This window comes from Streptomyces sp. LUP47B, assembly GCF_001746295.1.
GTDB lineage: Bacteria > Actinomycetota > Actinomycetes > Streptomycetales > Streptomycetaceae > Streptomyces.
Genome location: NZ_MJAH01000006.1, coordinates 1 through 21,142, shown reverse-complemented (window position 1 = coordinate 21,142; position 21,142 = coordinate 1). Strand labels below are relative to the sequence as shown.

At 71.4% G+C, this 21,142-nt stretch carries 17 protein-coding genes, 2 rRNA genes and 1 pseudogene; 4 read left to right on the top strand and 16 right to left on the bottom strand.

Features of this window, described 5'->3' with window-relative positions; all coding sequences use genetic code 11:
- Positions 1-22: 22 nt before the first annotated feature.
- A complete protein-coding gene (locus BFN33_RS18365) occupies positions 23-1,687 on the bottom strand; it encodes a CTP synthase (RefSeq protein ID WP_069761170.1) in 1,665 nt (554 codons plus the stop codon).
- A gap of 471 nt (positions 1,688-2,158) precedes the next feature.
- Here BFN33_RS18365 and BFN33_RS18360 point away from each other — a divergent pair, with 471 nt between their 5' ends.
- Complete coding sequence (locus BFN33_RS18360) at positions 2,159-3,961, top strand: glycoside hydrolase family 15 protein (protein WP_069761169.1); 1,803 nt, start codon at positions 2,159-2,161, stop codon at positions 3,959-3,961.
- A gap of 59 nt (positions 3,962-4,020) precedes the next feature.
- Here the strand turns inward: BFN33_RS18360 and BFN33_RS18355 are convergent, their stop codons facing one another.
- On the bottom strand, positions 4,021-4,977 hold the full coding sequence (locus tag BFN33_RS18355) for an LLM class F420-dependent oxidoreductase (RefSeq protein WP_069761168.1): 957 nt from the start codon (positions 4,975-4,977) through the stop codon (positions 4,021-4,023).
- Between the two features lie 55 nt (positions 4,978-5,032).
- Here BFN33_RS18355 and BFN33_RS18350 point away from each other — a divergent pair, with 55 nt between their 5' ends.
- Positions 5,033-6,676 (top strand): PucR family transcriptional regulator, encoded by a 1,644-nt coding sequence (locus BFN33_RS18350; RefSeq protein ID WP_069761167.1) that lies wholly within the window; start codon positions 5,033-5,035, stop codon positions 6,674-6,676.
- 19 nt (positions 6,677-6,695) lie between these two features.
- Here the strand turns inward: BFN33_RS18350 and BFN33_RS18345 are convergent, their stop codons facing one another.
- From BFN33_RS18345 to BFN33_RS49855, 6 genes are all read right to left on the bottom strand, one after another.
- A complete protein-coding gene (locus BFN33_RS18345; RefSeq protein WP_069761166.1) occupies positions 6,696-7,832 on the bottom strand; it encodes a glycosyltransferase family 4 protein in 1,137 nt (378 codons plus the stop codon).
- 176 nt (positions 7,833-8,008) lie between these two features.
- On the bottom strand, positions 8,009-8,737 hold the full coding sequence (locus BFN33_RS18340; RefSeq protein WP_069761855.1) for a hypothetical protein: 729 nt from the start codon (positions 8,735-8,737) through the stop codon (positions 8,009-8,011).
- Between the two features lie 29 nt (positions 8,738-8,766).
- Positions 8,767-10,485 (bottom strand): DNA repair protein RecN, encoded by a 1,719-nt coding sequence (gene recN, locus BFN33_RS18335; RefSeq protein ID WP_069761854.1) that lies wholly within the window; start codon positions 10,483-10,485, stop codon positions 8,767-8,769.
- A gap of 186 nt (positions 10,486-10,671) precedes the next feature.
- A complete protein-coding gene (locus BFN33_RS18330; protein WP_069761165.1) occupies positions 10,672-11,577 on the bottom strand; it encodes an NAD kinase in 906 nt (301 codons plus the stop codon).
- Entirely contained in the window at positions 11,574-12,389 is an 816-nt protein-coding gene (locus tag BFN33_RS18325) for a TlyA family RNA methyltransferase (protein ID WP_069761164.1), read from the bottom strand. The genes BFN33_RS18330 and BFN33_RS18325 overlap by 4 nt, the downstream gene beginning before the upstream one ends.
- Before the next feature lie 7 nt (positions 12,390-12,396).
- Positions 12,397-12,699, bottom strand: a complete 303-nt coding sequence (locus BFN33_RS49855; protein ID WP_079140880.1) for a hypothetical protein — start codon at positions 12,697-12,699, stop codon at positions 12,397-12,399.
- 42 nt (positions 12,700-12,741) lie between these two features.
- On the opposite strand from BFN33_RS49855, the gene BFN33_RS18320 reads away from it, so the two are divergent.
- Positions 12,742-13,089 carry an SCP2 sterol-binding domain-containing protein gene (locus BFN33_RS18320; protein ID WP_069761163.1) on the top strand — a complete coding sequence of 116 codons (348 nt, stop codon included), beginning with the start codon at positions 12,742-12,744 and terminating at the stop codon, positions 13,087-13,089.
- Here BFN33_RS18320 and BFN33_RS18315 read toward each other — a convergent pair.
- The 4 genes from BFN33_RS18315 to BFN33_RS18300 form a co-directional block, all read right to left on the bottom strand.
- Positions 13,073-13,942: an ABC transporter ATP-binding protein gene (locus tag BFN33_RS18315; protein WP_069761162.1), complete on the bottom strand. Its 870-nt coding sequence runs from the start codon at positions 13,940-13,942 to the stop codon at positions 13,073-13,075. The two genes, BFN33_RS18320 and BFN33_RS18315, sit on opposite strands and share 17 nt — an antisense overlap.
- A complete protein-coding gene (locus tag BFN33_RS18310) occupies positions 13,939-14,976 on the bottom strand; it encodes an iron chelate uptake ABC transporter family permease subunit (protein ID WP_069761161.1) in 1,038 nt (345 codons plus the stop codon). The genes BFN33_RS18315 and BFN33_RS18310 overlap by 4 nt, the downstream gene beginning before the upstream one ends.
- Positions 14,973-16,016: an iron ABC transporter permease gene (locus BFN33_RS18305; RefSeq protein ID WP_069761160.1), complete on the bottom strand. Its 1,044-nt coding sequence runs from the start codon at positions 16,014-16,016 to the stop codon at positions 14,973-14,975. The genes BFN33_RS18310 and BFN33_RS18305 overlap by 4 nt, the downstream gene beginning before the upstream one ends.
- A 111-nt stretch (positions 16,017-16,127) precedes the next feature.
- The gene (locus BFN33_RS18300; protein WP_069761159.1) at positions 16,128-17,156 is read right to left on the bottom strand and encodes an HAD hydrolase-like protein; all 1,029 of its coding nucleotides are present in this window, start codon (positions 17,154-17,156) and stop codon (positions 16,128-16,130) included.
- A 72-nt stretch (positions 17,157-17,228) separates the two neighbouring features.
- Between BFN33_RS18300 and BFN33_RS18295 the strand changes: the two genes are divergently transcribed.
- Complete coding sequence (locus tag BFN33_RS18295; RefSeq protein WP_069761158.1) at positions 17,229-18,521, top strand: DUF1015 domain-containing protein; 1,293 nt, start codon at positions 17,229-17,231, stop codon at positions 18,519-18,521.
- 63 nt (positions 18,522-18,584) lie between these two features.
- Here the strand turns inward: BFN33_RS18295 and BFN33_RS55260 are convergent, their stop codons facing one another.
- The 4 genes and pseudogenes from BFN33_RS55260 to BFN33_RS18270 form a co-directional block, all read right to left on the bottom strand.
- Entirely contained in the window at positions 18,585-19,376 is a 792-nt protein-coding gene (locus BFN33_RS55260) for a tetratricopeptide repeat protein (RefSeq protein ID WP_088245373.1), read from the bottom strand.
- A 21-nt stretch (positions 19,377-19,397) separates the two neighbouring features.
- Positions 19,398-20,192 (bottom strand): annotated as a pseudogene (locus BFN33_RS55505) (tetratricopeptide repeat protein); the annotation flags it as partial.
- A gap of 521 nt (positions 20,193-20,713) precedes the next feature.
- Positions 20,714-20,830: ribosomal RNA gene (rrf, locus tag BFN33_RS18275) — 5S ribosomal RNA — on the bottom strand.
- Between the two features lie 105 nt (positions 20,831-20,935).
- A 23S ribosomal RNA gene (locus tag BFN33_RS18270) occupies positions 20,936-21,142 on the bottom strand; the annotation flags it as partial.

Sequence of the window (21,142 nt, the reverse complement as noted above, 5' to 3'; positions counted from 1 at the left end):
CGGCCACCGTACAACTGTCGTGCTACTTGGAACTCTGCCGCTCGACCGCGGCCTTCACCAGGCCGGCGAACAGCGGGTGCGGCCTGGTCGGGCGCGAGCGCAACTCGGGGTGGGCCTGTGTGGCGACCAGATAGGGGTGGACGTCGCGCGGGTACTCGACGTACTCGACGAGCTTGCCGTCCGGCGAGGTGCCGGAGAACAGGATGCCCGCCTTCTTCTCGAGCTCGGCCCGGTAGGCGTTGTTCACCTCGTAACGGTGACGGTGCCGCTCCTCGACGTACTCCTTGCCGTCGTACACCTCACGGACGATGGAGCCCTCGGCGAGCTTGGCCGGGTACATGCCGAGCCGCATGGTGCCGCCCATGTCGCCCTCACCGGCGACGATGTCGAGCTGCTCGGCCATGGTGGAGATCACCGGGTGGCCGGTCGCCGAGTCGAACTCCGTGGAGTTGGCGTCCGGGATGTCGGCCAGGTTGCGCGCGGCCTCGATCACGATGCACTGCAGGCCCAGGCAGAGACCCAGCAGCGGGATCCGGTTCTCGCGGGCGTACTGGATCGCGCCCACCTTGCCGAGCACGCCGCGGTCGCCGAAGCCGCCCGGGATGCAGATACCGTCGACGTCACCGAGCTGCGCCGCGGCGCCGGCCGGGGTCTTGCAGTCGTCGGAGGTGACCCACTTGATCTTCACGCGGGCCTTGTTGGCGAAGCCGCCGGCGCGCAGGGCCTCGGTGACCGAGAGGTAGGCGTCGGGCAGGTCGATGTACTTGCCGACCAGCGCGAGGGTGATCTCGTGGTCGGGGTTGTGGACGCGGTCGAGCAGGTCGTCCCAGGTCCGCCAGTCCACGTCGCGGAACGGCAGGTCCAGCTTGCGGACGACGTAGGCGTCCAGGCCCTCGCTGTGCACGGTCTTGGGGATGTCGTAGATCGAGCGGGCGTCGGGACAGGCCACCACGGCGGCCTCGTCGACGTCGCACATCAGCGAGATCTTGCGCTTGATCGCGGTCGGGACTTCGCGGTCGGACCGCAGCACGATCGCGTCCGGCTGGATACCGATGTTGCGCAGGGCCGCAACCGAGTGCTGGGTCGGCTTCGTCTTCAGCTCTCCCGACGGGCCGATGTACGGCAGGAGGGAAATATGGACGACGAAGACGTTGTCACGGCCGACCTCGTGCCGCACCTGGCGGACCGTCTCGAGGAACGGCAGCGACTCGATGTCGCCGACCGTGCCGCCGACCTCCGTGATCACGACGTCCACCTCGTCCGTCGCCATGCGGCGGATGCGGTGCTTGATCTCGTTGGTGATGTGCGGGATGACCTGCACGGTGTCGCCCAGGTACTCACCGCGCCGCTCCTTGGCGATCACCGTGTTGTAGACCTGACCGGTGGTGACGTTGGCGGAGCCGTCGAGGTCACGGTCGAGGAAGCGCTCGTAGTGGCCGATGTCCAGGTCGGTCTCGGCGCCGTCGTTGGTGACGAACACCTCACCGTGCTGGAAGGGGTTCATCGTGCCGGGGTCGACGTTGAGGTACGGGTCGAGCTTCTGCATCACGACGCGCAGGCCCCGCGCCTTGAGCAGCATGCCGAGGCTGGAGGCCGTCAGCCCCTTGCCGAGCGAGGAGGCGACACCCCCAGTGACGAAGATGTGCTTGGTCGTCGTGGCTGTGCTGTTTCGAAAAGCAGCGGTCATGGCCAAGAGGGGGCTCCCGTGGTCGCGATCTTGAGGTGCGGTTCGGGGGTCAGACGCCCACCGGTCCACGGGCTACCAGGGTATCAGCGCCTCGGGGAGATGGCTTCCGGCCACGCTCCGCACACGTGCCGACACGGACCCGCACGAACACACCCGCTTCTCACCCGTTGCTCACCCGTTCGGCCCACCCGCGTTGCCCGGAGCGGCACGCAGATCATCTACGTGCGTCGTATCCTGCTCGGACACTCGCTGCCGAGCCCGGCCGGAAACTCGGGACCACCCCCACCCGTGAGCGCCGGAACAACGAGAGCTCGTCAGTTCGTTGAGCAACAGTTGTCGTTTTGCCTCACAGCGGCAGGACTGTTTTGCTTCACCGCTCAACGACGCATTACAACGACCCCCTTGACCGCACCAAGCGACAGCCCCCTTTTTCCTTGAGGGGGTGACGTGGCCGTTCGACTGGAGTTGCACGTGGCCGGGCGCATCGAAGATTACGCACTCATCGGAGACATGCAGACCGCAGCCCTGGTCTGCCGGGACGGCACGGTGGACTGGCTGTGCCTGCCCCGCTTCGACTCGCATGCCATCTTCGCCGGCCTGCTGGGCACCGAGGAACACGGATTCTGGCGGCTCGGCCCCGCCCACGCGGCCGACGCCGAGCCCCCCACGGCGGCCCGGCGGACCTACCGCGGTGACTCGCTCATCCTCGAATCCGAGTGGGACACCCCGCGCGGCACGGTCAGAGTGACCGATTTCATGCCGCCGCGTGACGGCGCCCCGCAGCTCATCCGGATCGTGGAAGGCGTCTCGGGCCGCGTCCCGATGCGCTCGGCCCTGCGCATGCGGTTCTCCTACGGCCGTGTCGTCCCGTGGGTCCACAAGCACGAGGGGCGCACGGTCGCCGTGGCGGGCCCGGACTCGGTGTGGTTCGACACCGACTGCGAGACCTACGGCAAGGCCCTGACGACGTACTCGGACTTCACGGTCGCCCCGGGTGACCGGATCGCGTTCACCATCTCCTGGGAGCCCTCGCACAAGCAGCCGCCCCCGCTGCCGGAGCCGGAGCAGTCGCTGGAGGCCACCGAGGACTTCTGGCGTGAGTGGGTCGAGCACTGCACGTACCACGGCCCCTACCGCGAGGCCGTCATCCGCTCGCTGATCACCCTCAAGGCTCTGACGTACGCCCCCACCGGCGGCATCGTGGCCGCGCCGACGACCTCGCTGCCCGAGGACATCGGCGGCGTCCGCAACTGGGACTACCGCTACACCTGGCTGCGCGACGCGGCCATCACCCTGTCCTCGCTGCTGCGCACCGGCTACCGCGAGGAGGCCCGCGCCTGGCGCGAGTGGCTCCTGCGGGCAGTGGCCGGCGACCCCGAGAACCTGCAGATCATGTACGGCATCGCGGGCGAGCGGGAGTTGGGCGAGGCCGAGCTCGACTGGCTGCCCGGCTACGAGAACTCCGCCCCGGTCCGGGTCGGCAACGGCGCCGCGCACCAGCTCCAGCTCGACGTGTACGGCGAGGTCACCGAGGCCCTGCATCTCGGTCACATGACGGGCCTGGCCCGCAACGACTACGCCTCCCTGCTCCAGCTCAAGCTGATCCGCTACCTGGAGCAGCACTGGGACGAGCCGGACGAGGGCATCTGGGAGGTGCGCGGCCCGCGCCGGCACTTCGTGCACTCCAAGGTGATGGCGTGGGTGGCCGTGGACCGCACCATCAAGCTCATCGAGTCCGGTGACGCCGACGGCCCGCTGGAGAAGTGGCGCGAACTGCGCGACGACATCCACCGGGACGTGTGCGAGAAGGGCTACGACAAGGAGCGCAACACCTTCACGCAGTCGTACGGCTCGAAGGAGCTGGACGCGAGCCTGCTCCTGATCCCGCAGATGGGCTTCCTGCCCCCGGACGACAAGCGCGTGATCGGCACCATCGAGGCGATCCAGCGCGAGCTGTCCACGCCGGACGGATTCATCCTGCGCTACCCGACCTCGAGCGGCGACGAGAACGTCGACGGCCTCCCCGGCGACGAAGGGGCCTTCCTGGCGTGCTCGTTCTGGATGGCGGACGACCTCGCGATGATCGGCCGCGTGGACGAGGCGAGAAAGCTCTTCGAGAAGCTCCTCTCGCTCCGCAACGACCTCGGTCTGCTCGCCGAGGAGTGGGACCCGCGCCAGAAGCGCCAGGTCGGCAACTTCCCGCAGGCCTTCAGCCACGTCCCGCTCATCGACACGGCCCTGCGGCTGACGGCGTCGGGGGCGTACGGCGGCTGAGCAGCACCTGCCAGGAAGGGGGGCACCCATGGTGTGCCCCCCTTCCGGCGCCAGGAACGTCAGGCCGACCTGAGCGCCGTCAGCGTGCGCTCGCCGCCCGGGTCCCCCGCCGTGGCCGGCACCAGGGCGATCTCGTCGAGCCCGGCCTCCGCGTAGGCGTCGACACGGGCCCGTACGGCGTCCAGGTCGCCCACCAGTCCGACCGAGCCCGCGGCGGCCGCGGGCAGGGCCCGCACCAGGGTCTCCCGGTCCGCCCCGCTCGCGGCGAGCTCCACCGCCTCCCCGAACCCCGCCTCGGCGAACACTTCGCGGTAGCCCGGCACGGTCAGGTATCCGGCGATGCTGCCCAGCACCTGCGCGAGCGACCGCGGGTCGGGGTCGACGGCGGCCGGCAGCCAGGCGGCGAGCGTGGGCGGCGTACGGCCCGCCTTCCGAGCCGCCACGTCCAGCTCCGCGCGCAGCGCCCGCACCTGCTCCGGGGAGACCACGTCCAGCAGCATGCGGTCGGCGTGCGCGGCGGCCGTGGCGATCGCGCGGGGCCCGAACGCGGCCACCGTCAGCGGCCCGCCGGGCGGCGGCAGGCGCCGACGGAAGGTGCTGCCGGGCACGACCGGTTCGCCCGGAGATACGTGCAGGAGCCGTCGTACGGCCGCCGCCTGCTCCTCCAGTACGGCGGCGGGCCGCACCCGGGGCCGGCCGTGCACGCCCTCGACCACCCGCTTGCTGGACGTGCCCAGCGCCACCCCGACCGGGCGGCCGACGAGTGCCGCGACCGAGGCGGCGCCCCGGGCCGAGGTGTACGGGTCGCGTACCGACACCGGGATCGGGCCCGCCGTCAGCGCGACCCGCTCGGTGGACCGCCCGATCGCCGCGGCGAGCACGAACGCGTCCCACGTCGGCCCTTCCCCGGCCCAGACCTCCCGGTATCCGAGCCGGTCGGCGACCGTCGCCACCCTGAGCGGCTCCTCGACCGGACTGTCGTCCTCCCGTGCCACGGCGACCACGCTGAAGTCCATGCACCGGCCGCTACCCCGCCGCGGCACCGGGCACGCCTCGGGTAGCGTCCGGCTCATGGACAGCGCTACGAACAGCGGCTTCGACACCCAGGGCGCCGGGATCACCGTCCAGCGCGCGCTGGAACTGCCCGCTCTGCGCAGCGGGCTCCCGGAGATCCTCGCGGGCGCGGACCGGCTGCAGCGGACCGTGCGCTGGGTGCACGCGGGCGAGGTCCCGCACATCGCCTCTCTGCTGAAGGGCGGCGAACTGCTGCTGACCACGGGCTACGGTCTCGGTACCCGTCCGGCCGAACAGCGCGCGTTCGTCCGCACCCTGGCCGAACGCGGCATCGCGGCCCTGGTGGTCGAACTGGGCCCGCGTTTCACCCGGCTCCCCGCCGCCCTGGTCGACACCGCCCGCTCGACCGGCCTTCCGCTCGTCCAGCTGCACCGCGAGGTGCCGTTCGTGGCGGTCACCGAGGAGATCCACACCGAGATCGTCAACGGGCACTACGCGCTGCTCCAGCGCGCGGAGGAGGTGCACCGTCGCTGCACGGAGGCCCTGCTGGGCGGCGGCGGTGTCCCGCAGGTCCTCGGCATCCTGGCCGACTTCAGCGGCAACCCGGTGTTCCTGGAGACGACGGACGGCCGGCTCCTGTACGCCGCCGGGGAGGGCCCCGAGGGCGCCGACCCGCTCCAGGTCTGGGAGGGACTGCGCGGCCAGCACCAGGACACACCGCCGTCCGGCTCGGTCCTCGTGGACGTGCCCGGGGGCGGGCCCGGCACGGGTTCGGTGCGGGCGCGGCTGGTCCTGCTTCCCGTACGGGCACCGCTGGTACCCGTGCACCGCATGGCGGCCGAGCGTGCGGCGGGCATCCTGGCGGTCGTCCTGATGCAGGCCCGCCAGGAGGAGGAGCTCGCGGCCCGCGGACGCGGCGACTTCCTGACCGACCTCGCCGAGGGCCGCATCACCTCGCAGGACGCGCCGGCACAGGCGCGCGTGCTCGGCTTCAGGCCGGGCACCGGCCCGCTGCTGCCCGTGGTGATGCGACTGGGCGACACGCTCTCCACCACCGGGGGAGGCTGGGCGGTGCTGGCCCGGGCGGTCTCCGAGGAGCTGGCCTCGCTCGGTGTGCCCGTCCTGCTCGGCGTACGGCCCGTCGAGGGACGGGTGCTCGTTCTGCTCGGTCTGCGCTCGGAGTCGGAGCGGTCGGCGGTGGCGGACCGGGGCGCGGCAGCGCTGCGGGCGGGCGTGGAGCGGGCCGGGATGCAACGCCCGGGCGCCCAGCCGCCGGTCGTGGTCGTCGGAGTCGCGGGCAGCTGGGCGGCGGCCTCCGCGGGCCTTAGGCACGCGGCCGAGACGGCGACCGCGGCGCAGGGCCTGCCGGACCGCCCCTGGTACGACGCCCGCCGCCTCGACATCGACCTGCTCCTGTGGCGGCTGCGCGACCACCCGGACCTGGCGGCCTTCGTGGACCGCGCCATCGGCCCGCTGCGCGCCCACGACGACCGCTCCAAGCCGCCGCTGCTGCCCACCCTGCAGACCTATCTGGCGCACGCGGGCCGCAAGGCGGAGACGGCCCGCGAACTCCACCTCAACCGGCAGACGCTCTACAACCGCCTCGCCCGCATCGGAGAGTTGCTCGGCACGGACCTCGACGACCCGCAGACGGTACTGGCGTTGAGCCTGGCGCTACGGGCACGCCGGCACGTGCCCTAGCCCGGTTCGGGCGGGTTTCTCAGATGAGCGGCCGGGGCTGGGTCAACTCGTCGTAGACACTCAGCACTTGCGCGACGGTCTCGTCCTCGGTCGGCCAGGTCGCCGCCTGCCGCGCCCCCCGCTCCTTCAGCAGCTCCCGGCGCTCGGGATCTCCGAGCAGCCGTACGACGGCCTCGCCGAGGGCCTCCGGGTCGCCGTACGGGACGAGTTCGGCCGCGTCGCCGACGAGTTCGGGGATGCCGCCGACCTCGGTCGCGACGAGCGGCACGCGCGCGTGGAAGGCCTCCTGGGCGAGGAGCGAGCGCGCCTCCCAGCGGCTGGGCAGAAGCGCGAGATCGGCGGCGGCGAGCAGTTCGGAGATGTCGTCGCGCCGCCCGATCAGCCGAACGGGCAGTCCCTCGTCCTCGATACGGCCCTGAAGGACCGCCCGCAGCGGCCCCTCCCCCGCGATGACGACCAGCGGCACGGGGTCGAGAAGGCGCCACGCGCGGGCGGCGTCCAGCAGGGTCTCGTAGCCCCGGTGCCGGACCAGGGAGCCGACCGCCATCAGCAACGGGCGCCCGGTCGCCCCGAGTTCGGCCCGCACCTTGGGCCGCAGCCGGTCGGGGTCCTCCTGCTCGACGGCCGCGCGCGGCCCGGGCAGGGCGACGGCGGCGAGCCGCGCATCCCGGGCGCCGGTGCTGCGCGCCCGGTCCACGAGCGCGGAGGTGGACCCGAGCACCACGGAAGCGGCCTTCACGACCCGGCGTTCGAGAAGGCGCACGAAATGGGCCCGCGCGCCCTCGGCGTACGCCCGGTCGTGCCAGGTGACGACGAGTGGAGTGCGCCGGCCGCTGAGCGCGAGCACCGCGCGGAACGAGGCGTGCAGCCCGTGCGCGTGCACCAGATCGGCGTCCGCGCATGCCGCCCGCAGCACGGCCACGGAGGTCGGGTCGCTGCTGCGCGGCACGTGCACATGCTCGGCACCGGCCCCGGAGAAGTCGTAGGCCTGATCCGCCTCGACGGGGGCGCACACCGTGACCCGCACGCCCCGCGCGACAAGCCCCGAGGTCAGGGAGCGCACATGCGCGCTGCTGCCGGCATTGCCTCCGCCCAGCACCTGCACGGTGCGCAGCGGCGACTGGCCGTGCGGTGAGTGGCTGCTCACGGGGGTCACGTGGCCGGGCTCCTGGTTCGGGTCGGACGGTCACGAGGAAACGTACAGAAGGTGTCGAGCGGAGGGGTGTACCGCGCGCTTCCTACGCGTGATGGGTTCTCTGCCAAGGATGCCAGGCCGTACGGGTGTTCCGTGAATGCGGACGACGGGCGAACGGCGTGTGCGGCGAGTCGGGGTCACTCACAAGAGTGATGGGACGGCTGATCCGATCTGAAGGGGCCCACAGCCGACACACGACTCACCGCACCCCCACAGGCAGCGGCAGCAACAACCGCGGCGGCATGCGCAACCAGCCCCAGCCGCCCGTTGCTCTCGACCACCGCGGCCCCCAGAGCCGCCCCCAACGCATGCGCCCCCACATCACCGATCATCACGCGCTCACCGAGGTCGTCCGGCAGTACGGCCCCCGCCGCGCCCACGGCCACGGCGGCCAACTCCGACTGCGTCATCCCCGCGACCCCGAGCGCCACCACCGCACCGGCCGCCCGACCGGGCCGTACATCCACGAGGTTGACGAAATGCGCGGCCCCGGCGATCACCACACCAGCGAGCGCCTTGTCCACCAGCCGCTCCTTCATCAGCGCCCCCGCGACCAGCCCGGCCGCCGATATCCCGAACAACTTGACGGTCCCGCTGGTGACTTCGCCCTGACGCAGTGCGGCGAGATGCGCCCGGAACCCCCGCCGGTGATCGCCGGCGAGGTCGTCGTACGCCCCGCAGAGCCCGGCGACAGCGACAGCCATTCCCGCGGCGGGCCGAACCCGTCCCGCCCCCAGGGCGACCGCCAGGGCGCTCGCGGGCCCGGCGTACAACTCGACCGTCCGCCCCGCGTAGTTCGTCCGCTCCCACCGCTCCCGCCCACCCGGCGCCGTCGCCCGAAGAGCGGCCATGCCGACGCGAGTCATCGCGGCGGTGATGCCCAGGGACGTACCCCTCACGCGTCCGCCCGGGCGGTGGCCAGCAACTCCTCCGCATGCGCGCGGGCCGTCTCCGAGTCCTCCTGTCCGGCGAGCATCCGGGACAGCTCCCGAACCCGCTCCTCGCCCTCCAGGACCTTCACTCCGGACCGGGTGACGGACCCGTCGTTCGTCTTCTCGACCAGCAACTGCCGGTCGGCGAAGGCGGCGACCTGAGGCAGATGGGTCACGACCACGACCTGCGCGGTCTTCGCGAGCCGTGCGAGCCGCCGCCCGATCTCGACCGCCGCCTTGCCGCCGACCCCGGCGTCGACCTCGTCGAAGAGATAGGTCGGCACGGGGTCCGTCCCCGCGAAGACGACCTCGACGGCCAGCATCACACGCGAGAGCTCACCGCCGGACGCGCCCTTGGCGATGGGCCGCGCCGGCGCACCCGGATGCGGGGCGAGCAGCAGCTCGACCTCGTCGACACCAGCCGGCCCGTACGCGACCGCGCGCCCGCCGACCTCGACACCCTCCGGGTCCTCGGTCTGCCGGATGGCGAAGGACACGCGCGCGTGGGGCATCGCCAGCGAGGCCAGCTCTGCGGTCACCGCGGCGGCAAACCTCTCCGCGGCCTCCGTACGCGCGTCCGAAAGCGCCTGCGCCAGCCCGCCCAGTTCGGCCCTGAGCGCGTCCCGCTCGGCGGTCAGCTCGTCGATCCGCTCGTCGTCGCCGTCGAGTTCGGTGAGTCTCGCGGCACTCTGCTCGGCCCAGGTGAGCACGGCGGCGACGTCCTCGCCGTACTTCCGCGTCAGCGCGGTGAGGGCGGCCCGCCGCTCCTCGACGGCCGACAGCCGGAGCGGATCGGCGTCCAGATCGTCGGCGTACCCCGCCAGCTCCCCGGCCACATCGCCCAGCAGGATCCCGATCTCCCCGATCCGGTCGGCGAGCGCCGCCAGGGCCGGGTCGTGCGACCGTACGGCTTCCAGAGCCCGCTGAGCGCCCGCCACGAGCGTCGCGGCTTCGATGCCCTCGGGGTCCTCGGGGTTCCCGGCGAGGGCGGCGTGAGCGGCCGTGGCGGCCGACGACAGAGCCTCGGCGTGCCCGAGCCGCTCGGCCTCCTCGGCCAGCTCGACGTCCTCCCCGGCCCGGGGCTCCACGCCGGCGATCTCGTCGAGCCCGTACCGCAGCCTGTCGGCTTCCTGGGCCCGCTCACGCGCGCGCGTGACGATCTCGTCCAGTTCGTCGGAGACCGCCCGCAGCCGCCGGTAGGCCTCGGTGTACTTGGCCAGCGGCACGGCGACGGCGTCACCCGCGTACCGGTCGAGCGCCTGCCGCTGCCGGGTCAGCTTGAGCAGCCCCTGCTGATCGGTCTGCCCGTGCACCGCGACCAGCTCGTCGGCGAGCTCGGCGAGCACCCCCACGGGCACGGACCGCCCACCCAGGTGCGCCCGGGACCGCCCCTCGGCGGAAACGGTACGGCTGATCAACAGCGCCCCGTCGTCGAGCTCCGCCCCCGCCTCCTCGGCCCGTACGACGACGGAGTCACCGGCGGACACCGTGATCCGCCCCTCCACCACCGCCTTCTCGGCCCCGATCCGCACGAGCGCCGCGTCGGCCCGCCCACCGAGCAGCAGCCCCAGGCTGGTGACCACCATCGTCTTGCCCGCACCCGTCTCACCGGTGACAGCGGTGAACCCGGGCGACAACTCGACGACGGCGTCATCGATGACTCCGAGCGACCGTATCCGCATCTCTTCCAGCACGGTGAAGACCTTACGAGGTCGGGGCGGGCGAGTGCGAGGTGCCCTGTTCACTCGGGCGAGTGGAGGTTCCTCAGGGGCGCGGGGCTGTTTCGATTTGCGGCTCCGCCGCGTGGGCGCGACAAGCCACCACCGGCCCGCGGTCGCCCACGCTCCGCAACCAGCCCCCACAGCCGGCTAGTGAGGCGCCCCCCGCCACCCGGAAACGGGCAACGCGAACTTCGCCACCAGCCGGTCCGTGAACGAAGCGTGATGCAGCCGGGCCAACCGCACCGGCACAGCCCCCCGCCGCACCTCGACCCGCGCCCCCGGCGGCAACTCGAACGTCCGCCGCCCGTCGCACCACAGCACACCCGGCGGAATGTGCGGCAGCAACTCCACGGCCAGCACCGAGTTCGGCGAGGTCACCAACGGTTTCGCGAACAGCGCGTGCGCGGAGATCGGCACCATCAGCAGCGCCTCCACCTCGGGCCACACCACCGGCCCGCCCGCGGAGAACGCGTAGGCCGTGGACCCGGTGGGTGTGGACAGCACGATCCCGTCGCACCCGAAGCCCGTCACCGGCCGCCCGTCGATCTCCAGCACGACCTCGAGCAGCTTCTCCGCGCCGGCCTTCTGCACGGCCGCCTCGTTCAGCGCCCAGTCCGTGTGAACGATGTCCCCGTTCCGGTGAACGACGACGTCGACGGTCATCCGCTCCTCGACCTCGTACGCCTTGGTCACCACCCGGTCGACGACCTTGTCGAGATCGTCCCGCTCGGCCTCGGCGAGGAACCCGACACTGCCCAGGTTGACGCCCAGCATCGGCACCCCGGACGCCCGGGCGAACTCGGCGCCGCGCAGCAGCGTCCCGTCGCCGCCGAGCACGATGAGCAGCTCGCATCCTTCGAGGCACTGCGGAGTCGCCTCCTTGACGAGCTGCACCTCGGGCGGCAGCGGCAGGTCGGCCGCCTCGTACTCCAGGACGCGCACGCCGATCCCCGACTGCATCAGCCCCTTGACGACCAGCTCGGCACTGCGAATGGCCGCGGGCCGCCCGGTGTGGGCGAGCAGGAAAACAGTACGAGCTCGGTTCTGGCTCAACGCGGCCCCTCCGCAACTGCACGGTCGACATCGGCCGGGTCCAGGGCGGGTGCCCCGGCACGCAGCCACAGAAAGTATTCGACATTGCCCGAGGGCCCGGGCAACGGACTGGCCGTGACCCCGTTCACCCCGAGCCCGAGTTCCGCCGCCTTCGCGGCGACACCGCGCACGGCCTCGGCCCGCAGCTGCGTGCTGCGTACGACTCCCCCACTGCCCAGCCGCTCCTTACCCACCTCGAACTGCGGCTTCACCATCATCACCAGATCGGCGTCCGGCTTCACGCACCGCACCAGGGCGGGCAGTACCAGTCCGAGCGGGATGAAGGACAGATCCCCCACGACAAGATCCACTGGTTCCCCATCGATCGCTTCGAGCGTCAACTCGCGTACGTTCGTACGGTCCTTGACGGTGACGCGTTCATCGCTCTGCAGAGACCACGCGAGTTGTCCGTAGCCGACGTCGACGGCGACCACCTGCGCGGCCCCCGCCCGCAGCAGCACATCGGTGAAACCGCCGGTGGAGGCCCCGGCGTCCAGCGCCCGCCGCCCCTCGACGACGAGTCCCCGCGGCACGAACACCTGAAGGGCGCCCGCGAGCTTGTGCCCGCCCCGGGACACGTAGCCGGGATCGCTGTCGTCGCTCTGCACCACGATCGCGGCCGCGGTCTCCACCTGGGTGGCGGACTTGGTCGCGACGGTCTTGCCGACGGTGACCCGTCCGGCCGCGATCAGCTGGCCGGCGTGCTCGCGCGAGCGCGCCAGCTTCCGGCGGACCAGCTCCGCGTCCAGACGGTTGCGTGCGACTCCTGCCACGTTCGGTTCAGCTCCTAGTGCCATACGAGGGTGAGGGCGCCCTCTGGTCATACGACGGTGAGGGCGCCGGAGGTCCCGGGCGGGCGTCGAGCGCGGTGAGCGCGTCGCGCAGCCCCCGGTGTACATCCTCGTACACCTCGATGTGTCCGTCCGTGGCGAGGTGGTCGGCGTCGCCCAGCCGCTCCAGCTGAGCATCCACGTCGGCGTTGCCGGTGGGGGTGCGGGGCACGTGGAGAGGGGCGGGGGCAGCCGGGTCGTACTCGGGCACGACCGGGACCTCTTGTGAAGGCTCTGGAACTGCGTCGCTCATGCCCAGACGCTACCCCGAACCGCTGCGGTACCGTCGATCGCGATGGCCACGATCGAGGAGTGCCGCGCCGCACTCGAGAAGCTCTCCGACAACATGCGCAACGCCGAGGGGGACGCCGCCACGGCGGCGTCCATGGACCGCTCGGTGAGCTGCCGGATCACCGATCTCGACGTCACCTTCGTCGGCCGGATGACCGGCGGCCGGATCGTGGTCCACGACACCCTGCAGGGTCCTCCGCAGGAGAAGGCCCAGATCAGGCTCGCCATGTCCGGTGACGACCTGGTGGCCCTGGTGAACGGCGAGCTGAACTTCGCCAAGGCCTGGGGCTCGGGCCGGGTGAAGCTGGAGGCGGGCCTGAGGGACCTGTTCCAGCTCAGGAAGCTTCTGTAGCCGCTTCCACGCGCACGCGTGCCTTGCGCGCCGCCGGCACCACCAGCGGCGTCCCCGTCTCCGGGTCGTCGATCACCTGGCAGCGCAGCCCGAAGACCTCCTCGACCAGCTCGGCCGTGACGATGTCGTTCGGGGAACCCTCGGCGATGATCTTCCCGCTCTTCAGCGCGATGAGGTGTGTGGCGTACCGGGCGGCGTGGTTGAGGTCGTGCAGGACGGCCACCAGCGTGCGGCCCTGCTCCTCGTGGAGCTCTGCGCAGAGGTCGAGGACGTCGATCTGGTGCTGGATGTCGAGGTAGGTCGTCGGCTCGTCGAGGAGCAGCAGCGGGGTCTGCTGAGTGAGCGCCATCGCGATCCACACCCGCTGCCGCTGGCCGCCGGACAGCTCGTCGACGTACCGCTCGGCGAGTTCCGCGACCCCGGTCTGCCGCATGGACTCCTGCACGACCCGCTCGTCCTCGGTGGACCACTGGCGCAGGATGCCCTGGTGGGGATAGCGGCCGCGGCCGACCAGGTCGGCGACGGTGATCCCGTCCGGCGCGATCGACGACTGCGGGAGCAGACCCAGGGTGCGGGCGACCTTCTTCGCCGGCATCGACTGGATGACCTGCCCGTCGAGCAGCACCTTGCCCTGGCTGGGCTTGAGCATGCGTGAGAGGGCCCGCAGGAGCGTGGACTTGCCGCACGCGTTGGGGCCGACGATCACCGTGAAGGAGTTGTCGGGTATCTCCACCGACAGCTGCTCGGCGATGACCCGCTGGTCGTAGGCGAGGGTGACGGTGTCGGCGGACAGACGGTTCACGGTGCTCCTTGAGTTGTTCAGTCCGCTGGTGAGGACGGTCTCGGCAGTCATATCCTGCCCGCCCTGCGCTCGGTGACCAGGAGCCACAGCAGATAGACGCCGCCGAGGACTCCGGTGACCACGCCGACGGGCAGCTGGTCCGCGCCGAAGACCTTCTGCGAGACCCAGTCGGCGGTGACCAGGAGGGTGGCGCCCATGCACAGGGACGGCACCAGGTTGGGCCCTGGCGAGCGAGTGAGGCGGCGGGCCAGCTGCGGAGCGGTCAGCGCGACGAAGCTGACCGGTCCGGCGGCCGCGGTGGCGGCGGCGGTGAGCAGGACGGCGGCGACCAACAGCAGCAGCCGTACGCGTTCGACACGCACCCCCAGGGCGTTCGACACGTCGTCGCCCATCTCCATCATCCGCAGGCCGCGCGCGTTGGCGAGGACGAGTGGGACGAGGACGGCGCACAGCCACAGCAGCGGCCAGACCTGCGTCCAGTCCCGGCCGCTGAGGGAGCCGGTCATCCAGACGACGGCCTGGGCCGCCTCGGTGAGGGTGGACCTGGTCAGCAGGTAACCGTTGACCGCCGTGACGATCGCGGAGACACCGATGCCGACCAGCACCAGCCGGTATCCGTGCACGCCCTGCTTCCAGGCGAGCAGGTAGATGGCGAACCCGGTCACGAGTCCGCCCGCCAACGCGCCCACGGTGACCTGGGTGGCGCTCCCGGAGAACAGGACGATCATCGTGAGCGCCCCGGCCGTCGCCCCCTGGCTGAGCCCGAGCACGTCCGGACTGCCCAGCGGATTGCGGGAGATGGCCTGGAAGAGCGCGCCTCCGAGCCCGAGCGAGGCGCCGACCAGGAGCCCGACGAGGACCCGCGGGAGCCGGAGCTCGTTGATGATGAACTCCTGCCCCGCGTTGCCGTTCCCGAGCAGCGTCTTCAGCACGTCCCCGGCGGAAATCGGGAAGTCGCCGGTGCCGATCAGCACGACGCTCGCGGTGAGCGCGGCAAGGAGGATCAGGCCTACGACGACGGTGGCCCGGACGTCCAGCCGGAGGGAGAGCCCGCCGGGGGTCCTGATGGCACGGTTGGTCCTCACAGCTGCGCCGTCCTCCGCCGTCGTACGAGAAAGATGAAGACCGGCCCGCCGATCAGCGCGGTGACGATGCCGACCTGGAGCTCCGCGGGCCGCGCGACGAGGCGCCCGATGACGTCGGAGCCCAGCAGCAGCACGGGCGACAGGATGGTCGCGTACGGCAGGATCCAGCGCAGGTCGGGGCCGGTGAAGGAGCGCACGATGTGCGGCACCATCAGGCCGACGAACACGATCGGCCCGCAGGCTGCGGTCGCGGCCCCGCACAGCACGGTCGCGGAGAGCATGGCCAGCGCCCGGGTGCGGTTGAGGTTGGCGCCGAGCGCCTTGGCCGTGTCGTCGCCCATCTCCATCGCGTTGAGCGGCCGGGCCAGTGCGAGGGCGAGGAGTGAGCCGGCCGCGAGGAACGGCAGCACCTGCAGGATGGTCGAGTTGTTCGCCGAGGACAGCGAACCGACCGTCCAGAAGCGCATCTTGTTGAGCGCTTGGTCGTCGGTGATCATCACGGCCTGGAGATAGCCGTACAGCGCCGCGCTGATCGCCGTGCCGGCCAGCGCGAGCCTGACCGGGGTCGCCCCCCGGCTCCCGCCCAGGAACCAGACCAGGGCGCCCACCGCGGCCGCGCCGAGAAAGGCGAACCAGACATAGCCGCTGAGCGAGGTGACGCCGAAGAAGGTGATCGCGGTGACGACCGCGGCCGACGCGCCGGCGTTGATGCCGAGCAGCCCGGGGTCGGCCAGCGGATTACGGGTGAGCGCCTGCAGCACCGCCCCGGACAGACCGAGCGCGGCACCGGCGAGCAGGCCGAGGACGGTCCGCGACAGCCGGTCGGCCACCACGACGTCGCCATAGGTCCCCGTGTCCTGGAACAGGCCGTGCCAGACCTGTTCCACAGACAGCCCTTTCGCCCCGACCGCGATGCTCGCCGTCGCGACGAGCACCAGGATCACGACGGACACGAGGAGCCCAAGGACTCGTAGCGCCCGGCGGGTTGGGGGCGCGGGGGCGGTCTCCGCGCGCTGTTCGGGAGGACTGTCGACCAACACGCAGTTAGGTTAGCCTACCCTGCCAAGCGGCCACGATCCCCGAGGCCCGAACGCCGCCCGAACTCACAGGACGCCCCCGGACTCACAGGAACGCCTGCCCGCCCCTACGACTCACAACCCCAGCCTGGCGAGCGCCTTCCCCCCGTCCAGCTCGCACACATCGTCTCCGGCCGCCGTCCAGGCCGCAGCGCACAACGCCCGCAGCCCGTCCAGGGCCTCGCCGTCACCGTCGAGTTCCAGTCGCTCCTCGCCGGCCCTCGCGGTCCAGCCACCGCACCGGAAGCCCTCTCCAGCCTCGGTGACCTCGGGCTGCCCGGTGAGCATCCCGCGCAGATCGGCGTCCACATAGGTCGGCCGGTGCTGCGGCGGCGCGGCCAGCAGCTGGGCGCCGTCGGTGACGCCGGTGAGCACGAGCAGCGAGTCCACCTCGCCGTTGAACGCGCCCTCGATGTCCGTGTCCAGCCGGTCCCCGACCACCAACGGCCGCTTCGCACCGGTCCGCAGGATCGTCTCGCGGTGCATGGGGGGCAACGGCTTGCCCGCGACCTGCGGCTCGGCACCGGTCGCTATCCGCACGACCTCCACCGCGGCTCCGTTGCCCGGTGCGATCCCGCGCCCGCTCGGAATCGTCAGGTCAGTGTTGGACGCGAACCAGGGCACCCCCCGCGCAACGGCATAACTGGCCTCGGCGAACCGCCCCCAGGGCAGGTCCGGACCACCGAAGCCCTGCACGACCGCCACCGGATCGTCGTCCGCCGACTCCACGGGCTCAAGACCCCGCTCGCGCAGCGCGACCCGCAGCCCCTCGCCACCGATCACGAGCACCCGGGAACCGGCCGGCACCTGCTCGCTGATCAGCCGCGCGACCGCCTGGGCGGAGGTGATGACGTCACCGGCGCCCGTCGGTATCCCCAGCTCGGTGAGGTGCTCGGCCACGGCGTCGGGCGTACGCAGCGCGTTGTTGGTGACGTAGGCGAGGTGCATACCCCCCTCACGCGCGGTAGCGAGCGACTCGACGGCGTGCGCGATCGCGTTCCCGCCCGCGTACACCACCCCGTCGAGGTCGAGCAGTGCGGTGTCGTACGCCTCGCTCAGGGCCTGCCCACTGCCCTCGGGCCTCGTCCTCGCGCCCTGGCTCATTCCGCATCGCTCCTCGTTCGTCGGCTTTCCCCCGATCATCCCCCATGCCACTGACACCCGTACGATGCCGGGATGAACACAGCAGGTCACCCGGAAGCAACGGCGCGCCGAGGCCTGGAACTCACCCCGTTCCGAGGCCTGCGCTACGACCCCGACCGGGTCGGCAGCCTGGCCGCCGTGACATCACCGCCGTACGACGTCGTGGTCCGCCCCGACGGCCTGCACCAGCTCCAGTCCAACGACCCGTACAACATCGTCCGGCTGATCCTCCCGCAGGCGACGACACCGGCCGAACGCAACGAACAGGCGGCCCGCACCCTGCGCGGCTGGCTCTCCGAGGGCATCCTGACCGCCGACCCCGAGCCCGGCCTGTACGTGTACGAACAGCGCGACGGAACCGGCCTGCTCCAGCGCGGGATCATCGGCACGCTGCGCCTGTCGGAACCGTCGGAGGGCGTGGTCCTGCCGCACGAGGACGTCATGCCGCACGTGGTCGCCGACCGCGCGGCCCTGATGCGCGCCACCTCGGCGAACCTGGAACCCCTGCTCCTGACCTACCGCGGCAACGGCTCGCAGTCCGTCACTACGACCGCGATCGAACGCATGGCCGCGCAGCCCCCGCTGCTGGCCACCACCACCGAGGACGGCTACAGCCACCGCCTGTGGTCGATAACCGACCCGGTCGAAGTGGCCCGCATCCGCTCGGACCTGGCCCAGCACCAGGCCCTCATCGCCGACGGCCACCACCGCTGGGCGACCTACCGCCGCCTACGCTCGGAGCATCCCTCCCCCAGCCCCTGGGACCACGGCCTGGTCCTCCTCGTGGACACGGCCCGCTACCCTCTCCGCGTCCGAGCCATCCACCGCCTGCTGCACGGCGTCCCTGTGGCCCGGTCCCTGGCGCTCCTCGACGGCCTCTTCCGCGTACAGCGCCTCGACGTGCCCCTGGCCGAGGCCCTGGACGCCCTCGCCGACTCGGCCTGCGCGGGCAACGCCTTCCTCCTCGCCGGAGACGGCGCCTTCCACCTCGTGGACCGCCCCGACCCGGACCTCCTGTCCCGCACGGTCCCCGCGGACCGCCCCACCGCCTGGCGCACCCTGGACGCCACGGTCCTGCACGCCACGCTCCTCGCCCACGTCTGGCACATCCCCGAGGACGACCCCGCCCGCATCGCCTACATCCACGACACGGCCGCCACGGTCGAGAAGGCGGAACGTGACGGCGGAACGGCCGTCCTGATGCACCCGGTCCGCGAGGAGGTCGTACGCGACCTCGCCCGCCAGGGCGTCACGATGCCCCGAAAGTCGACGTCGTTCGGCCCGAAGCCGGCGTCGGGGCTTGTCCTGCGCGCACTGGACATATGACGCACGAAGGGGCGGGATCCCGGGATCCCGCCCCTTTGTTCACTGCTTCACTGACCGCGCGTGTCAGTCCTTGAGGTCGTCGTCTTCGTCGTCCTCGCCCTCTTCGGCGACTTCGTCGTCCACTTCTACGACTACGACCTTCTCGGCGGCCTCGCTGTCGGCCTGCTCCTCAGCCTCGTCGAAGGCGTCGACGAACTCGACCCCGTCCATCTCGGCGAGCCGGTCGGAGGCGTCCGTGCTGCCGTCCTTGTCGGACTCCACGGCCTTGGCGAACCACTCCCGCGCCTCATCCTCCCGACCGGCCGCGAGCAGCGCGTCGGCGTACGCGTACCGCAGCCGCGCAGTCCACGGCTGCACCGAGTTGGAGGCCAGCTCGGGACTCTGCAGCGTCACGATGGCCGCGTCCAGCTGCCCCATGTCACGCCGGGCGCCTGCGACGACGAGCCGCATCTCCACCTGCCCGGCCTTGTCGAGCTTGTGCACCTCGGGCGCCCCGGCCATGTCCAGCGCCTTCTCCGGCCGCCCGAGCCCACGCTCGCAGTCGGCCATGACCGGCCACAGCTCCACGTTCCCGGTCATCCGCCGCGCGGCCCGGAACTCGGCGAGCGCCTCGCTGTACTTCTGGCTGGCGTACGCCGCGAACCCGGCCGCCTCTCGTACGGCGGCGACACGCGACGCCAGCCGCAGGGCCACCTTGGAGTAGCCGTAGGCACCCTCGGGGTCTTCGTCGATGAGCCGGGCGACCATCACCAGGTTCTTGGCGACATCCTCCGCGAGCCCCTTCGGCAGGCTCTGGAGCTCCTGCCGTACGTCCTTGTCGATCTCGTCGCCCGTGACGTCCTCGGGGATCGGCAGCCGCTTGATCGGCTCACGATCGCGCTCCCGCTCGTCGCGGAAACGCCCGCCGCCACGCCGGTCGTCCCCACCGCGCCGGTCGTCGCGCCCACGGAACCCGCCGGGCCGCCCACCACGGTCGTCCCTACGCGGTCCACCGCGCCCGCCACGGTCATCACGCCGGTCGCTGTCCCGGCGGAAGCCGCCCCGGTCGTCCCGGTTGTCGTCACGCCGGAAGCCACCACGGTCGCCTCGGTTGTCGTCACGACGGTTGTCGTCACGCCGGTCGTTGTCACGGCGGAAGCCACCACGGTCGCCGCGGTCGTCGCTCCGGCGGTCGTCCCGCCGATCGTCACGGCGCTCGTAGCTGCCACGGTTGTCGTCACGGCGGAAGCCGCCGCGGTCGTTGTCGCGACGCTCTACGCGCTCGCCACGGTCGCCTCGGTCGTCACGGCGGAAGGCAGGCCGGTCTCCCTCGCGCCGGAACCCACGGTCGCGATCGCGGTCGTCACGGCGCGGACCGGTCGGCCGGTCGTCGCGACGGAACGCGGGCCGAGGCCCACGGTCGTCCCCACGAGGCCCACGGTCACGGTCATCACGCCGACCGTAGCCACCACCACGGTTGTCCCCACCACGACTGTCACCACCACGGTTGTCGTCGCGACGGAAGCCACCGCGATCGCCGCGGTCATCGCTCCGGCGGTCGTCACGGCCGGCGTATCCACCGCCGCGGTTGTCGTCGCGGCGGAAACCGCCGCGGTCGTTGTCGCGACGCTCTACGCGCTCGCCACGGTCGCCTCGGTCGTCACGGCGGAAGGCAGGCCGGTCACCCTCGCGCCGGAACCCACGGTCGCGATCGCGGTCGTCACGGCGCGGCCCGGTCGGCCGGTCGTCACGACGGAATGCGGGCCGAGGCCCACGGTCGTCCGCACGAGGCCCACGGTCACGGTCATCACGCCGGCCGTAGCCACCACCACGGTTGTCCCCACCACGACTGTCACCACCGCGGTTGTCATCACGACGGAAACCACCACGATCGCCGCGGTCATCGCTCCGGCGGTCGTCACGGCGGTCATCCCGCCGGGGGTAGCCACCAGTGCGGTTGTCGTCACGACGGCCATAGCCGCCACCGCGATTACCGCCGCGCTCATTACCGCCACGGTCGCCGGCACCGCGGTTGTCGTCGCGGCGGAAACCGCCACGGTCACCACTGTCCCGTCGCCGCTGGTCGCGCTCCGGTCGGTCGTCGGGAGAGTTGGTGGACATGGTGACTCCTGTCTTCGGTACTGCAAGCATTCTAAAAACAAAAGGACCCCTGGTCCCAGCTGAACGCTGGGACCAGGGGTCCTCCAAATATTGTTCGGCGGCGTCCTACTCTCCCACAGGGTCCCCCCTGCAGTACCATCGGCGCTGTAAGGCTTAGCTTCCGGGTTCGAAATGTAACCGGGCGTTTCCCTCACGCTATGGCCACCGAAACCCTAATGGTTTCGAGCGAACAAGCACACTTTTCTGTTATGCGTTCTAGCTCAAAGCCGACAACGGTCGTTGCCTCAGAACTAACACAGTGGACGCGAGCAAATATGGACAAGCCCTCGGCCTATTAGTACCGGTCACCTCCACCCATTACTGGGCTTCCAGATCCGGCCTATCAACCCAGTCGTCTACTGGGAGCCTTAACCCCTCAAAGGGGGTGGGAATACTCATCTCGAAGCAGGCTTCCCGCTTAGATGCTTTCAGCGGTTATCCCTCCCGAACGTAGCCAACCAGCCATGCCCTTGGCAGAACAA

What these genes read in the sequence shown, in the direction of transcription:
- BFN33_RS18365 (WP_069761170.1), bottom strand. Translation starts at nt 1,687, where the DNA reads ATGACCGCTGCTTTTCGAAACAGCACAGCCACGACGACCAAGCACATC.
- BFN33_RS18355 (WP_069761168.1), bottom strand. Translation starts at nt 4,977, where the DNA reads ATGGACTTCAGCGTGGTCGCCGTGGCACGGGAGGACGACAGTCCGGTC.
- BFN33_RS18350 (WP_069761167.1), top strand. Translation starts at nt 5,033, where the DNA reads ATGGACAGCGCTACGAACAGCGGCTTCGACACCCAGGGCGCCGGGATC.
- BFN33_RS18340 (WP_069761855.1), bottom strand. Translation starts at nt 8,737, where the DNA reads ATGACTCGCGTCGGCATGGCCGCTCTTCGGGCGACGGCGCCGGGTGGG.
- recN (WP_069761854.1), bottom strand. Translation starts at nt 10,485, where the DNA reads ATGCGGATACGGTCGCTCGGAGTCATCGATGACGCCGTCGTCGAGTTG.
- BFN33_RS49855 (WP_079140880.1), bottom strand. Translation starts at nt 12,699, where the DNA reads ATGAGCGACGCAGTTCCAGAGCCTTCACAAGAGGTCCCGGTCGTGCCC.
- BFN33_RS18320 (WP_069761163.1), top strand. Translation starts at nt 12,742, where the DNA reads ATGGCCACGATCGAGGAGTGCCGCGCCGCACTCGAGAAGCTCTCCGAC.
- BFN33_RS18315 (WP_069761162.1), bottom strand. Translation starts at nt 13,942, where the DNA reads ATGACTGCCGAGACCGTCCTCACCAGCGGACTGAACAACTCAAGGAGC.
- BFN33_RS18300 (WP_069761159.1), bottom strand. Translation starts at nt 17,156, where the DNA reads ATGAGCCAGGGCGCGAGGACGAGGCCCGAGGGCAGTGGGCAGGCCCTG.
- BFN33_RS18295 (WP_069761158.1), top strand. Translation starts at nt 17,229, where the DNA reads ATGAACACAGCAGGTCACCCGGAAGCAACGGCGCGCCGAGGCCTGGAA.